General features: G+C 69.9%; 11 protein-coding genes. 9 read left to right on the forward strand and 2 right to left on the reverse strand.

Annotated features, from left to right (window positions below):
- Nucleotides 1–163 precede the first annotated feature (163 nt).
- From ABEA24_RS29440 to ABEA24_RS29450, 3 genes are all read left to right on the forward strand, one after another.
- Nucleotides 164–1,150 (forward strand): SDR family NAD(P)-dependent oxidoreductase, encoded by a 987-nt coding sequence (locus ABEA24_RS29440; RefSeq protein WP_345434411.1) that lies wholly within the window; start codon nucleotides 164–166, stop codon nucleotides 1,148–1,150.
- Between the two features lie 76 nt (nucleotides 1,151–1,226).
- Entirely contained in the window at nucleotides 1,227–3,212 is a 1,986-nt protein-coding gene (locus ABEA24_RS29445) for a thioredoxin domain-containing protein (RefSeq protein ID WP_345434412.1), read from the forward strand.
- 279 nt (nucleotides 3,213–3,491) lie between these two features.
- Nucleotides 3,492–4,643, forward strand: a complete 1,152-nt coding sequence (locus tag ABEA24_RS29450) for a C40 family peptidase (RefSeq protein WP_345434413.1) — start codon at nucleotides 3,492–3,494, stop codon at nucleotides 4,641–4,643.
- 54 nt (nucleotides 4,644–4,697) lie between these two features.
- Here the strand turns inward: ABEA24_RS29450 and ABEA24_RS29455 are convergent, their stop codons facing one another.
- A complete protein-coding gene (locus ABEA24_RS29455; RefSeq protein ID WP_345434414.1) occupies nucleotides 4,698–5,315 on the reverse strand; it encodes an acyl-CoA-like ligand-binding transcription factor in 618 nt (205 codons plus the stop codon).
- Nucleotides 5,296–6,825, reverse strand: coding sequence for a DHA2 family efflux MFS transporter permease subunit (locus tag ABEA24_RS29460; protein WP_345434415.1), 1,530 nt, complete (start codon nucleotides 6,823–6,825; stop codon nucleotides 5,296–5,298). The genes ABEA24_RS29455 and ABEA24_RS29460 overlap by 20 nt, the downstream gene beginning before the upstream one ends.
- Before the next feature lie 114 nt (nucleotides 6,826–6,939).
- On the opposite strand from ABEA24_RS29460, the gene ABEA24_RS29465 reads away from it, so the two are divergent.
- From ABEA24_RS29465 to ABEA24_RS29490, 6 genes are all read left to right on the forward strand, one after another.
- The gene (locus tag ABEA24_RS29465) at nucleotides 6,940–7,464 is read left to right on the forward strand and encodes a hypothetical protein (RefSeq protein ID WP_345434416.1); all 525 of its coding nucleotides are present in this window, start codon (nucleotides 6,940–6,942) and stop codon (nucleotides 7,462–7,464) included.
- 412 nt (nucleotides 7,465–7,876) lie between these two features.
- On the forward strand, nucleotides 7,877–9,412 hold the full coding sequence (locus tag ABEA24_RS29470; protein WP_345434417.1) for a phosphoenolpyruvate carboxykinase: 1,536 nt from the start codon (nucleotides 7,877–7,879) through the stop codon (nucleotides 9,410–9,412).
- Between the two features lie 181 nt (nucleotides 9,413–9,593).
- Complete coding sequence (locus tag ABEA24_RS29475) at nucleotides 9,594–10,217, forward strand: hypothetical protein (RefSeq protein WP_345434418.1); 624 nt, start codon at nucleotides 9,594–9,596, stop codon at nucleotides 10,215–10,217.
- A gap of 34 nt (nucleotides 10,218–10,251) precedes the next feature.
- Nucleotides 10,252–11,013 (forward strand): isoprenyl transferase, encoded by a 762-nt coding sequence (locus tag ABEA24_RS29480; RefSeq protein WP_345434419.1) that lies wholly within the window; start codon nucleotides 10,252–10,254, stop codon nucleotides 11,011–11,013.
- Between the two features lie 162 nt (nucleotides 11,014–11,175).
- Complete coding sequence (phoH2, locus tag ABEA24_RS29485; protein ID WP_345434420.1) at nucleotides 11,176–12,483, forward strand: RNA 5'-3' helicase PhoH2; 1,308 nt, start codon at nucleotides 11,176–11,178, stop codon at nucleotides 12,481–12,483.
- Nucleotides 12,484–13,086: 603 nt separating this feature from the next.
- Nucleotides 13,087–13,887: an aggregation-promoting factor C-terminal-like domain-containing protein gene (locus tag ABEA24_RS29490; RefSeq protein ID WP_345434421.1), complete on the forward strand. Its 801-nt coding sequence runs from the start codon at nucleotides 13,087–13,089 to the stop codon at nucleotides 13,885–13,887.
- Nucleotides 13,888–14,087 lie beyond the last annotated feature (200 nt).

The following is a 14,087-nucleotide window of genomic DNA, read 5'->3' on the forward strand; positions in this document are numbered from 1 at the left end:
ATTAACCTCCTCCCGGGCCTATGCTGCCCATAACGCACAGATTCTGGCCTTAGGTGGCTTTGAGGTGCGGACAGCGCGATCCTGCATCGGTCCGCCGGACCGAGCGTCCCTCGCCCATTCAGGTGAGGGACGGGCAGCCGCCAAGAGACGAACACTTGAGGCCATGACATCCACCCAACGCATTCAAACCCCATTCGGAGAAGAGTCGACGGCCGCCGAGGTGATCGAAGGCGTCGACCTTTCCGGCAAGCACGCGGTCGTCACCGGCGCCTCGTCGGGGCTCGGTGCCGAGACCGCCCGCGCCCTCGCGAGCGCCGGTGCCTCGGTCACGCTCGCGGTCCGCAACACGGACGCCGGCGAGCGCACCGCGACCGACATCCGTAAGGCGACCGGCAATGACGCCGTCCATGTCAGACCACTCGACCTCGTCGATCAGGCGTCGATCGCCGCCTTCACGAGCGCCTGGGCCGGGCCACTGCACATCCTGGTCAACAACGCCGGCGTGATGGCGCTGCCCGCGCTCGACCGCACTCCGGACGGCTGGGAGCTCCAGTTCGCGTCCAACCATCTCGGCCACTTCGCGCTCGCGCTCGGCCTCCACGACGCGCTCGCGGCAGCCGGCAACGCGCGAATCGTGTCGCTGAGCTCCCGCGGCCACCACGCCTCGCCGGTCGAGTTCGACGACATCAACTTCACCTCCCGCCCGTACGACCCGTGGCTCGCCTACGGGCAGTCGAAGACCGCCAACGTTCTCTTCGCGGTCGGAGCGACCGGCCACTGGGCCGCCGACGGGATCACCGCCAACGCCGTCCACCCCGGCGTGATCATGCGGACGAACCTGTCTCGCCACATGGATCCGGAACAAGCCGCACAGCTGCGCGCCGCCGAGGCGGCCGGGGAACTCGGCTCGATCCAAGGCGCGCCGTTCCGGTTCAAGACGATCGCCCAGGGCGCCGCGACGAGCGTGGTCGTCGCGACCTCCCCCCAACTGGAGGGCATCGGCGGTCGCTACTTCGAGGACAACAACGAGGCGGAGACGCTGAAGCCCGAGGCAGTGGGAAGCTCCTCCGGCGGAGTAGCCCCATACGCGCTCGACCCAGACGCCGCCGAGCGCCTTTGGGCGCTGTCGCTCGCCGCAGTGGGCGCGTGATCAGACGGCGTGCCATCGATGGCCGTTGGAGGGCGGACCCCGCGATCGACATGTCCTCGTATGGCACGCTGGGCTTATGAATCGCCTGGCGCGGGCAACGTCGCCGTACCTGCTGCAGCACGCGGACAACCCCGTTCACTGGTTCCCGTGGGGCGATGAGGCATTTGAGGAGGCGCGGCGCAGGGACGTGCCCATCCTGCTGAGCGTCGGTTACTCCGCCTGTCACTGGTGTCACGTGATGGCGCACGAGTCCTTCGAGGACGAGGAGACGGCGCAGCTGATGAACGAGCTGTTCGTCAGCGTCAAGGTGGACCGCGAGGAGCGCCCCGACGTCGACGCGGTGTACATGGAGGCCACCCAGGCGATGACGGGTCAGGGCGGCTGGCCGATGACCGTCTTCATGACGCCCGGCGGCGAGCCGTTCTACTGCGGCACCTACTTCCCCCGGCCGCACTTCCAGCAACTCCTGCGCGCGGTCGACGAGGCCTGGCGGGACAAGCGTGACGACGTGATCGCCCAGGGGCGGAAGGTCGTCGGAGCGCTCGCCGGCCAAGACGTCATCGGGGGCGAGGGCGCCCCGGAGCCGGAGGTGCTCGACGCCGCGGTGCGCGACCTGGCGCGGTCGTACGACGAGGCGGACGGCGGGTTCGGCGCGGCGCCGAAGTTCCCGCCGTCGATGGCCTTGGAGTTCCTGCTCCGCCACGCCGCCCGGGGCGGCGACGGCCTGCCGATGGCCGAGGGCACGCTCGAGGCGATGGCGCGGGGCGGCATGTACGACCAGCTCGGCGGAGGGTTCGCCCGCTACTCGGTGGACGCCCACTGGGCCGTGCCGCACTTCGAGAAGATGCTGTACGACAACGCCCTGCTGGCGCGCGTGTACGCGCACTGGTGGCGGCTGTCCGGTGGCCCGCTCGCCCGCCGCGTCGCCCTGGAGACGTGCGACTGGATGCTGCGGGACCTGCGTACGCCGGAGGGCGGGTTCGCCAGTGCCCTCGACGCGGACAGCGAGAACGCCGAGGGCCGCCACGAGGAGGGCGCGTACTACGTCTGGACGCCGGCGGAGCTGACGGAGATCCTCGGCGAGGAGGACGGGGCGTTCGCGGCGGTGCTGTTCCAGGTGACCGGCGCCGGCACGTTCGAGCACGGCACGTCCGTCCTGCAGCTGCGCGCGAACCCCGATGACGAGGAGCGGTACGCGCGGATCCGGGCCACGCTGCTGGACGCGCGGTCCCGGCGGGTCCCGCCGGGCCGCGACGACAAGGTGGTCGCCGCCTGGAACGGCCTGGCGATCGCGGCGCTGGCGGAGTGCGGCGCGTACTTCGAGCGGCCGGATCTCGTGGCCGCGGCGGAGGACGCGGTCCGGCTGCTGCGGGAGACGCACTGGCGGGACGGGCGGCTGCTGCGCACCTCGCGCGCCGGCCAGGCCGGGACCAACGCGGGCGTCCTCGAGGACTACGCGGACCTGGCCGAGGGGCTGATCGCGCTGTACGGCGTGACGGGCGAGGCGGCCCACGCGCGGTTCGCCGGGGAGCTGCTGGACGTCGTCCTGGAGCGGTTCGCCGACGGGCACGGCGGCTTCTACGACACCGCCGACGACGCCGAGCGCCTGTGGAAACGCCCGCAGGACCCCACCGACAACGCCACGCCTTCCGGCCGGTTCGCGGCTGCGGGCGCGCTGCTGTCGTACGCCGCGCTCACCGGTTCGGCCCGGCACCGGGAGGCCGCCCTCGCCGCCCTCGGCCCCGTGGCGCCGCTCGCCCAGCGCCACTCGCGCTTCGCCGGGTGGGGGCTCGCCGTGGCGGAGGCGGTCGTCGCCGGACCGCTGGAGATCGCGATCGCAGGCCCGGCGGACGATCCGCGCACGCGCGACCTGCACCGGGCGGCGCTGCTCGGCCCGCTGCCCGCGGTCGTCGCCGCCGGAACCGGCGTGCCGCTGCTGGAGGGCCGGACGCCCGTCGACGGGAGGCCCGCCGCGTACGTCTGCCGCGACTTCACGTGCCGGCTTCCGGTCACGGAGGTCGGCGCCCTGCAGGAGCAGATCCGGGCCGCCGCGAAGCACTGAACCACGACGGGCGGCTACCGATATCGCGCAGGGGTGGATCCGGACGGCCCATAACGCCGCGATCCGTCCATTCCGCGGGCGGACTCATTGGAATCTCTGTCAATATTGATCCGCTGCGGGCTTGATCTTTCCGTTACGGCAGTGTTACCTCAGAACGAGCGCCCGCACGGCGTGCCGAACGGGCGGACACCAGTGGCCGATGAGGCGCGTGGGCATCTGGACGACCATCGCCGTCGTAGGTCATAGTCGTACAACGCACTGGGGACGAGGGAGGGCGCCGTGCGCTGGGCGAGCCGCCGCATGCTGCCGACGGTCGTTGGCGTTTCACTGGCCACTACCATCGCCGCCGATTTCGCGATGGTGCTGGCCGGGCCGTTCAAGCCACCGGCGCAGCTCATCGGCGGGCGCTACGTCGCCGCGGCGGAGAGCACGAGCTACCGGGTGGCCGCGCTCCAGAAGACCATCACCCCGCACCTCCTGATCGCCTCCCCGCAGACCCTTCCCGCGGACGCCGTCGAGAAGGTGCGCCAGGCCAAGGGCGTCAAGGCCGCCGAGGTCGTCGACGCGGCGCGCGCGCTCGTGGGCGGAAAGCGCGTGGGCGTTCTGGGCGTCGAGCCGTCGACGTTCCGTGCCTACACCCCTGAGGCGAGCGCCAGGTCCGACGCCCTGTGGAACAACGTCGCGAGCGGTGACGTCGCGATCTCCTTCACGATGGGCCAGGACGGCGGCATCCCGCTGGCGTCCCAGACGCAGATCGGCGGCCAGAGCCACCAGACGTCCGTACGCGTCGGCGCCTACGCCACGATGGGCATCGACCAGGTCGACGCGGTGGTCTCGCACTACACCGCGCAGACGATCGGCATGCCGTCCGGCAACGCCCTGCTCGTCAGCGCTCCGCACGCGAACCTCGTCAAGCTCCGCAAGCAGCTGGCCAAGCTCCTTCCCAAGGGCACGAAGATGGCCACGCTCGAGTCGCGGTTCGACGCCCCGACCGTTCCCGGCGGCACGGCCGGCGCCCCGGGCCGGGTGATGACCGCCGACCAGGTCAACACGGTCATCCGGGCCGCCGAGTCCAAGATCGGCATGCCGTACGTCTGGGGTGGCGAGTCGGACCGCGAAGGCGGCTACGACTGCTCCGGCCTCGTGCAGTACGCCTTCGCCCAGGCCGGCATCAAGATGCCGCGCACGGCCGACATCCAGGCGTTCACCGGCTGGCGGCTGCCGTACGACCAGGCCCAGCCGGGCGACCTGCTGACGTGGAAGAACGACCCGACCTTCAACGGCGTCTCGCACATCGCGATCTACCTCGGCAACAACAAGATGGTCGTCGCGCGGCACACCGGCACCCTGATCCAGATCCAGGACGTCTACCTGAACAACTTCTGGGGTGCCATCCGCGTCAACCCCCAGCTCTCCGCCACCAAGGCCTGACCCTCCCCGGGCCGGCGCGACCTGCCGCACGCCGCGTGAGCGGCGCACGGCGGATCACAGGGGGCAGCCCGCGATGAGGAAGTCGACCCCGCGGTCGAGCAGCTCGACGATGTCGGTCTTGCCGTCGGCCTCCACCCAGCCGAGCACGGCCGTCTCCCAGACGGCGATGACGGCCGCGGCGAACGCCTGAAGCTCGAAGTCGCTCGCCGGTCGGCCGACCCGGTCGGCGAGCGACTCGAGGATCGCCTGCTGGGTGACCTTCGTCTGGTCCCACTGCCGGGACCGCAGAGCCGGGACGGACATCATCAGCCGCGTCCGGTCGAGCATCCGCTTCCGGTCGGCCGCCACCATGTCGCTCACCATCTCGCGCATGACGTTGCGCAGCGCCTCCATGGGGGGCAGCTCCGGCGGCTGCGCGCGGATGGCGTCGACGATCAACGCGTCGTACTCGTCGGTGAGCACGGTGTCTTCTTTGGTGGGGAAGTACCGGAAGAACGTGCTCGGTGAGACCTCCGCCGCCTCGGCGATCTGCTCGACGGTCGTCGCGTCGTATCCCTGTTCCTGAAAGAGCCGGAGCGCGTGCTCCTGGATGGAACGCCGGGTCTTCAGCTTCTTCCGCTCGCGCAGGCCGAGGCGTTGTTCGAGCGACCGTTCAAGCGGAGGCGTACTCATGAGTCGATTGTCCGTTACCCAGCGGGTCGGTGGCACCTCGACGCGGCAGGAGGATGACGGCGAGGACCGCCGCGGCCGCCATGATCCCCGCTCCTGCCAGGAGGGTGAGGTCCATGCCGTGCGTGAACGCCGCCCGCGCCGAGTGGAGCAGGTGCGGGTCGTGCAGGCGCCCGGCCACCGCGAGCCCGCCGCCGACCCCGCCCCGCGCCGCCTCGGCGGCCGCGGGAGGCAGCCCGGCCACGTCCACGTGCCCGCGGTAGCCGGCGGACAGCAGGCTGCCCAGGATCGCGGCTCCGAACGCCCCGCCGACGAGACGGACGGTCATGAGAACGGCGGAGCCGACGCCCGCCCGTTCGGCCGACAGTGCGCCCATGGCCGCCGTCATCGAGGCGGGCAGCATCAGGCCCATGCCGAGGCCCGCGACGGTCAGCCAGGCGGCGGCCAGGCCGTACCCCGATCCGGCGTTGGTGGTGGCACCGGCGACCATCGCCCCGGCCATCACCAGCCCGCCGGCGGCGATGGTGACGCGGGCGCCGAGCCGCTTGACGAGCAGCGCGCTCAGCCGGGAGGCCACCAGCAGACCGCCGATGAGGGGCAGAAGGCGGACCCCGGATCCCAGCGGGCCCGTCCCGAGGACGGCCTGGAAGTACTGCGGGCCGACGAAGAGCACGCCGAACATAGCGAAGGTCATCAGCGTGGCCGGGACGAGGCCTCCGGTGAAGCTCCGGTCGGCGAACAGGCGCAGGTCGATCAGGGGATGGCGCACGCGCCGGGTCCAGACCACGAAGGCCACGAGGGCGACGGCGCCGGCGGTCATCACGCCCCACACGCCAGGGCTCGACCAGCCGTAGTCCTCCTCCTGGATGGTGCCGTACACGAGGGCGATCAGGCCGCCGGTCGACAGCAGGAGGCCGGCGAAGTCCGGCCGGGGCGCCGTGGCGGACCGGGACTCGGGGATCAGGACGAGACCGAGCACCAGGGCCACCGCCGAGACGGGGATGTTGATGAAGAAGATCGAACCCCACCAGAAGTGATCGAGCAGCCAGCCGCCGATGATCGGGCCGAGCGGCAGGCCCAGGAAGGACGCGCCGGTCCAGGCGGCGAGCGCCTTCGGCCGCTCCTCGGGCGGGAAGACGACGAGCAGCACCGACATGGCCAGCGGCGTGATGGCCGCCGAGCCGACGCCCATGAGCGTACGGGCGGTGATCAGGCCGGCGGGGCTGGAGACGAGCGTGGCGAGCACCGAGCCGGCCAGGAACAGCGCCAGACCGCCGAGCAGCGTCTTCTTGCGGCCGTACCGGTCGCCGATCAGGCCTGCGGGGATGAGGAGGGTCGCGGAGACCAGGGTGTACGACGCGACGATCCACTGGAGGGCGCTGGTGCCGGCGTCCAGCTGGGCGGCGAGGGTCGGGAGGGCGACGTTGAGCGCGGTCAGGTCGAGGCTGACGGCGAGGAGGATGACGACGAGGGCGCCGAGCACCCACCACCGCCGGGATCCGAGGGAGGTCATGACAGTTTCTCCTCAATGAGTGTTCCCATGAAAAGAAAGTAACTATCAAAAACGAGTCGTTGTCAACCTCTCGCACCTCTTGGCGCAGCTCCGATACCGTGTAATCATGATTACATGACTACGACAGAAGCTGCGGAGGAGAAGCTCCGCGGATGGTTCACCGGCCGTCTGCCCGAGGATTGGTTCGACGGCCCGCCCCACGTCGTCCTCGACCGGGAGGAGATCAGCGTCGTCGGCCGGCTCGCCGAGCCGGAGCTCGCCGAGGGCGCGTCCGACGCCGAGCGGGCCGAGGCCGTCGCCGGGCAGATCCAGCGCTTCCGCGAGGAGACTCGTGAGCAGCGGATCGGCATCGCGCGTGAGGCCGAGCACCGCTTCGCCCGCAAGGTGTCCTGGGGCGTCGAGTGCGGCGACGAGAAGCTCATGTTCACCACGCTGTCCGTGCCCGTGATGACCCGGCTCCGCCAGCCCGAGCGCCGCGTCCTTGACACGCTGGTCGACGCCGGGGTGGCGCGCAGCCGCAGCGACGCGCTCGCCTGGTGCGTCCGTCTCGTCGGGAAGAACGCCGACGAGTGGCTGGCCGAGTTGCGTGACGCGCTGCTGCACGTGGAGCGGGCGAGGGCCGCCGGCCCTCAGGTCTGACGTGCCGCCGACGGGGGTCGCCGATCTCGGGCCTGACGCCGGGCGCGCACGGGTCGCCGGCGCCGGGCCTGAACCGAGCGCGCACGGGGCGCGAGGTCCGGGCCTGAGCGCGGACGGCGGGCCTCGATCTGAGACTGCCGAGGCTCGCCCATCGGCCCTCGCATTCGAGAAAGTCCGAAACACACGTGAAACAACGAGGAATTGTCGAGTCGGCCGATCAAGAGACGCCGATCGGTCCAGACCAAAGGTCTAATCCAGTGGTCTAATCCAATGGTCTACACCAATTCGCCATAAACGACCTTCCTTCCGCTGACAAGTGCTTGACGGGGGGATGTTCAAAATGCCGTACGTGGGTACACTCACGAAATCCCGACCAACAACCCATCGGGTGTCCCCGTGCGAAGGAGCGATCGTGGCGTACGAGGTCAAGGCCAGGTCCGTCGAGTGGAATCCGACCGCGGCCCGACTGCGTGAACTCACCGAGAAGATGCCCAACTCCCGGCTGACGGAGTTCGGCAACGTCGTAGTGAAGGCCCGGGTGGACAGCCGGAGCGCCAAGTCCACCTACATCGTCGAGGACTCCACCAACACCACCAAGCAGACGATCACCCGGGCCGAGTACGACCGCGTCGCGACCGCCCAGGACGCCCACCTCGCCGGGCAGGACGTGGTCGTGGTGGACGGCTACATCGGCAGTGACCCCGCCTTCCGCACGAAGGCGCGGCTGGTCATCGAGGCCGCGAACGCCAACATCGCCGGGATGCAGAAGCAGCTCTACTACCCGGCCGGGGAGGACTACGACCCGGCGACCTGGGACCCCGACACCACCGTCGTGTACACCCCGAACCTCCCGATGGGGGGCTACCCCAACGACCGGCTCATCGCGGTCGATCTCAATGCGAACATCACGCGGGTCTTCAATTCGGACTACTTCGGTGAGTCCAAGAAGGGCGGCCTGCGGATGTGGAACAACATCGTTTATGAGCGTGGCGGCCTTTCCCTGCACGCCGGCTGCAAAGTGATCCCGGTGGGCGGTGACAACAAGACGGTCCTCATCGTGGGCCTGTCCGGTACGGGCAAGACGACGACGACTTTCACCACCCAGCTCGGCAGTAAGCCGGTCCAGGACGACTTCCTCGCGTTGATGCCGGAAGGTCGTGTCTACACCACCGAGAACGGTTGTTTCGCCAAGACATTCGGCCTGGACCCGAAATTCGAGCCGACGATCTACAACGCCACGGTGAAGCCCGACGCCTATCTTGAGAATGTCTCGGTCGACGCCGACGGCAAGGTCGACTTCTTCGACACCTCCTACACCAAGAACGGGCGGACGACCTGGCCGTTCAAGTACGTCGACCCGTGGCCGGCCGACCAGGTGGAGCCCGCCGAGTTCCTGCTGATCCTCAACCGCAACGAGAACATCGTTCCGGGCGTGGCCCGGCTCGACCGGGCGCAGGCGGCCGCGTACTTCATGCTCGGCGAGACGACGGGCACGAGCGCCGGCGGCAAGGACGAGGAGGGCAGGTTCCTGCGGGTGCCCGGCACCAACCCGTTCTTCCCGCGCGACATGGCCGACATGGGCAACCGGATGCTCGAGCTGCTCGACAGCCGCGAGCTGAAGGTGTTCGTGCTCAACACCGGCCGTGTCGGCGGCGGTGAGGGCGACGACCGCGCCAAGAAGGTCACGATCCCCCATTCGTCGGCGATCGTGCAGGCCATCGTGGAGGACACGATCGAGTGGGAGGACGACCCCGACTTCGGGTACGAGATCGCGTCGTCCCTGCCCGGCATCGACGACCTCGAGATCCTCCAGCCCCGGCGGCTGTACGAACGGCAGGGCCGGATGAAGGAGTACGACGCCATGGTCGAGCGTTTGAAAGCCGAGCGGCGGGAATACCTTTCGTCCTTCGCCGGCCTGGACGAGGCGATCGTCAAATCGATCGGCTGACCAATCTCGGGGATGGGTACGCCCCGGTGGCGGAGCACCGCCACCGGGGCGTTTCACGACCGGCGGCGGACCGTCACCAGACGTTTCACAACCGCTGATGGCGCGAGGTCAGTTTGAACGTCCGGTCAAGTATCCCGTGAGCTCTCGATTTGCTCCAAAACAGCAATCTACGCTTACCCATGTGGCAGAGCTACGCTGCGTCGACGGATCGCGGCTCGAGGTGATCATGGTCCCGGCCCGGGACAGGGGCGGCACCCCGTACGAGGTGACGCTCGAGCTCCGGCGCGACGGGCGGTCGTTCGGCGCGGTGGGCGAGCGCTGCGGGTACTTCCTGGCCACGCTCACCCGCCGGGTGAGCGCCGCGCGCGTCGACGGCTCGCCGGAGGCCCGCTCCTGGCCCGACGAGTCCGACCGCTTCCCCGATCCGGTCCCCGCGGACGCGGGCATGCCGGGGCGGGTTCCGCTCGTCTCCCGCGAGCCCGAGCTCTTCGCGTTCCGGCGCCGTGAGCGTACGGACACGGCCGGTGCGGGCGAGCTCCGGTGCACCCTGCGCACGTCCTGTATCTGGCTGTCCGGCCCGGGGGACCGCGGCGGAGAGTGGCGGCGGTCCCGCAGAGCCGTCGTGGAGGCCTGGGGTTCGGACGGCCACGGCGTGCGCGCGGTACTGACCTCCGGGGAGCTCGCGGACTTCCTGGCGACCCTGGTGCGCGAGGCGCGCCGGGTGGGCGCCGATTACCGAGACGTCCTCACGAGTTCACCGGTACGCGCCCGGCATGCGCCCTCCGGGGCGATAATTGACTGCTGATCCCCCCTTGGCGTCGATGAAGAAGGTGCGGCATATGGGCTTGCGAGACCTGGTCTACAAGCTTTACGAGCGACGGCTCGAGACGAGGCTCAGCCCCGACACCACGCCGCGTCACATCGGCGTCATCCTCGACGGCAACCGCCGATGGGCGCGGTCGATGGGCCTCGCCGACGTCGCCACGGGCCACCAGCGGGGCGCCGACAAGATCTCCGAACTCGTCCAGTGGTCGCAGGAGACGGGCGTCGAGGTGGTCACCCTGTGGCTGCTGTCGACGGACAACCTCTCCCGCCCGGCGGAGGAGCTGGAGCCCCTGCTGCAGATCATCGAGAACACCGTGGAGGGCCTGGCCGGCCAGGGCTGGCGCGTCCAGCCCGTCGGCGCGCTCGACCTCCTGCCCGACAAAACCGCACGTGTGCTGAAGCAGGCCGCCGAAAGCACATCTGACGCTCCTGGTCTGATTGTGAACGTCGCGGTTGGGTATGGAGGTAGACGTGAGATCGCTGATGCGGTGCGCTCACTCCTGCACGAGCACGCCAGCAGGGGCACCAGCATCGAGGAACTGGCCGAGATCCTCGATGTCGAGCACATCGCGGAGCATCTGTACACCCGCGGCCAGCCCGACCCGGATCTCGTCATCCGTACGTCGGGAGAGCAACGCCTGTCCGGCTTCATGCTCTGGCAGAGCGCCCACTCGGAGTTCTACTTCTGCGAGGCCTTCTGGCCTAACTTCCGCAAAGTCGACTTCCTGCGGGCGATTCGTTCCTATGCCGCGCGGCATCGGCGCTACGGCTCCTGAACCGTCTGTTACGCGTCTCCGAGCGGCCGGTAACGGCCGTGTAAGCAATCGGTGCGCATCTGTTCTCGGGCGGTTCCTTCGGCCTAGCGTCGTACCAGGTCCCCCCGAGGAAAGGGCGCTTTCCCAGGCGACCCGCCTGGGCAGGTGCCCGAAGGAGAACGAGTGGCCACACCTTCCGCCACCCGGCGCACGTACGTCCTCGACACCAGCGTTCTGCTCGCGGACCCGGGGGCGTTGACCCGGTTCGCCGAGCACGAGGTCGTACTCCCGATCGTCGTGATCACCGAACTCGAGGCCAAGCGCCACCACCCGGAGCTCGGCTACTTCGCGCGGAACGCCCTACGCACGCTGGACGACCTCCGGGTCGCCCACGGCCGCCTGGACGAGCCGCTCCCCGTCGGTGATCAGGGTGGAACGGTCCGAGTCGAGCTCAACCACTCCGACCCGTCCGTCCTGCCGGCCGGATTCCGGCTCGGGGACAACGACACCCGGATCCTCTCGGTGGCGCTGTCGCTGTCCCACGAGGGCCACGACGTGGTGCTCGTGTCCAAGGACCTGCCGCTGCGGGTCAAGGCGGCGTCGGTCGGCCTCGCGGCCGAGGAGTACCGCGCCGAGTCGGTCGTCGAGACCGGCCACACGGGCATGGCGGAGCTCGAGATCGGCTCCGAGCAGCTGGAGGAGCTGTACGACGGCGGCCGGCTCGACCTGGAGGAGGCGCGGGACCTGCTGTGCCACACGGGTCTCCGGCTGATCTCGGCGGGCGGCTCCGCGCTCGGGCGGGTGATGCCCGACAAGTCGGTGCACCTCGTCCGGGGCGACCGGGAGGTCTTCGGCCTGCGCGGGCGGTCGGCGGAGCAGCGGGTGGCGCTCGACCTGCTCATGGACGAGGACATCGGCATCATCTCGCTCGGCGGGCGGGCCGGCACCGGCAAGTCCGCGCTGGCGCTGTGCGCGGGCCTGGAGGCCGTCCTCGAACGCCGCAGCCACCGCAAGGTCATGGTGTTCCGGCCGCTGTACGCCGTCGGTGGGCAGGAGCTCGGCTACCTCCCCGGCACCGAGAACGAGAAGATGTCGCCGTGGGGACAGGCGGTGTACGACACCCTGTCCGCGATGACGACGCCGGAGGTCGTCGAGGAGGTCCTCGACCGGGGCATGCTCGAGGTGCTTCCGCTGACCCACATCCGCGGCCGTTCGCTGCACGACTCCTTCGTGATCGTCGACGAGGCGCAGTCCCTCGAACGCGGGGTGCTGCTCACAGTGCTCTCGCGCATCGGCACCGGCTCGCGCGTGGTGCTCACCCATGACATCGCCCAGCGGGACAACCTGCGGGTCGGCCGCCACGACGGTGTTGTCGCGGTGGTCGAGAAGCTCAAGGGCCACCCGCTGTTCGCGCACGTGACCCTCACCCGGTCCGAGCGCTCGCCGATCGCCGCTCTCGTCACGGACCAGCTCGGCGACGTCGGCGTCTGATCCGCGCACGACCTCACGGGGCTCCCTCGATCCGTTCGGGGGAGCCCTTTTCGTCACGTGCTGGAGTCGCCCGAGCGGCCACTGTCATGGTGTGATCAACGTCACATAACGATAGTGGCACTTCGGAATCCCCTGCTAGGAGTGCACATTCGGGTGTCTGTGACCGGTGTGACGTGATTAGGCGTGAGATCAGTCACGCCGTTCCGGTTGCGGAGTACCCCCCGTCTTAATGCAGTGTTGTCCGCCGTAAGCACTCCTGCGGGACACCCCCCGGTCCCGGCGTGACCCCCTACGCCATGTCTCGGGAGGCCGCCCCGCCCAGGGAGCCGTGAGTACCACGACGGCACCGGGGGTGAAGGCACTCGTACGCGTGCCCATGCGCGTGCGACCGTCGGAAGGACCGCCTTGTACGGAGACCGTTTCGGGTCCCCCGGGCGAGACGATCGACAAGACGGCACGGAGCCTCGTGGACCGTGGGACGACGCTCGTTTCCCCCAGAACCAGCCCTCGTCCGAGGACGTGAAGGTGGCGGGTACTCCCATCGCGTCGGAGCCCGAGCGGCCTGATCTCTCGGGTGCCACTTCCGCAATTCCCGTCCCGGGGATGGCCGAAACCGCGATGCCGGACGAATTCGAGGCCACCCGCCAGGACTTCGGCGCTCCTCCCCCTCCCGGCGGCCCGCTGCCGCCGAACCCCTCCGGCTCCGGAGACGACGACTTCGAGTCGATGCGCCGTAACCCCCGTCCGTCGGGCAAGCTCCTCAAGGTCGGCGTGATCGCGGCAGCTGCGGCCGTCGTCGTGGGCGGCGGCACCGCCGCGTTCGCCCTCACCGGCGGCGGTGGTTCCAAGCCCACCGCGAAGGCCGCCGAGCCGTCCACCTCGGTGGAGGCACAGGCGCAGCAGCCGGCCCCGCTCACCGACGCGCAGCGCAAGAACATCGAGAGCCAGCGCCGCAAGACGCTCAAGCAGCGCGCCCTGCGCGCCGCGCGCAGCGAGAAGGACCGGCCGAAGCTGCTGGCGAAGGGCGAGCCGATCCCGACCAAGACGCCGACCACCGACCCGGGCGGCGGGGGCGGCGGGGGCGCCGGCGACCCGGTTCCGGCAGGCGATGCCCAGAAGATCGCCCGGTCGATGCTGTCGAGCTACGGCTGGAGCCCGAGCTCCCAGTTCGGCTGCCTGGTCAACCTGTGGAACCGCGAGAGCGGCTGGAACACGCACGCGGCCAACCCCTCGGGCGCCTACGGCATCCCGCAGGCGCTGCCCGGTTCGAAGATGTCCAGCGCCGGGCCCGACTGGCAGAACAACGCCACCACCCAGATCAAGTGGGGTCTCGGCTACATCAAGAGCCGTTACAGCACCCCCTGCGGTGCGTGGGGCCACTCCCAGTCCACCGGCTGGTACTGACAGACCCTCTCCTGCCCGGCGGCCACCCGGCCGCCGGGCCTTTCCACGGGATCGTGAGACGCCCCGTGGGAGCCGACTGCGGCGGATCACCGCCGCACCGCCTCGGATGCCCGGCCGTCCCTCACGGCCGGACACGACGTCCCGCAGGGACGCCGACCGGTCGCCCGGTCGCCTTCACCCCGCTCCACGGAGGCAGCTTC

This window comes from Actinoallomurus vinaceus, from assembly GCF_039542055.1.
Classification (GTDB): Bacteria; Actinomycetota; Actinomycetes; order Streptosporangiales; family Streptosporangiaceae; genus Actinoallomurus; species Actinoallomurus vinaceus.

Bases quoted from the DNA above. Each gene is read 5' to 3' on its own strand.
- ABEA24_RS29440 (WP_345434411.1), top strand. From the start codon at position 164: ATGACATCCACCCAACGCATTCAAACCCCATTCGGAGAAGAGTCGACG.
- ABEA24_RS29445 (WP_345434412.1), top strand. From the start codon at position 1,227: ATGAATCGCCTGGCGCGGGCAACGTCGCCGTACCTGCTGCAGCACGCG.
- ABEA24_RS29455 (WP_345434414.1), bottom strand. From the start codon at position 5,315: ATGAGTACGCCTCCGCTTGAACGGTCGCTCGAACAACGCCTCGGCCTG.
- ABEA24_RS29460 (WP_345434415.1), bottom strand. From the start codon at position 6,825: ATGACCTCCCTCGGATCCCGGCGGTGGTGGGTGCTCGGCGCCCTCGTC.
- ABEA24_RS29465 (WP_345434416.1), top strand. From the start codon at position 6,940: ATGACTACGACAGAAGCTGCGGAGGAGAAGCTCCGCGGATGGTTCACC.
- ABEA24_RS29480 (WP_345434419.1), top strand. From the start codon at position 10,252: ATGGGCTTGCGAGACCTGGTCTACAAGCTTTACGAGCGACGGCTCGAG.
- ABEA24_RS29490 (WP_345434421.1), top strand. From the start codon at position 13,087: ATGGCCGAAACCGCGATGCCGGACGAATTCGAGGCCACCCGCCAGGAC.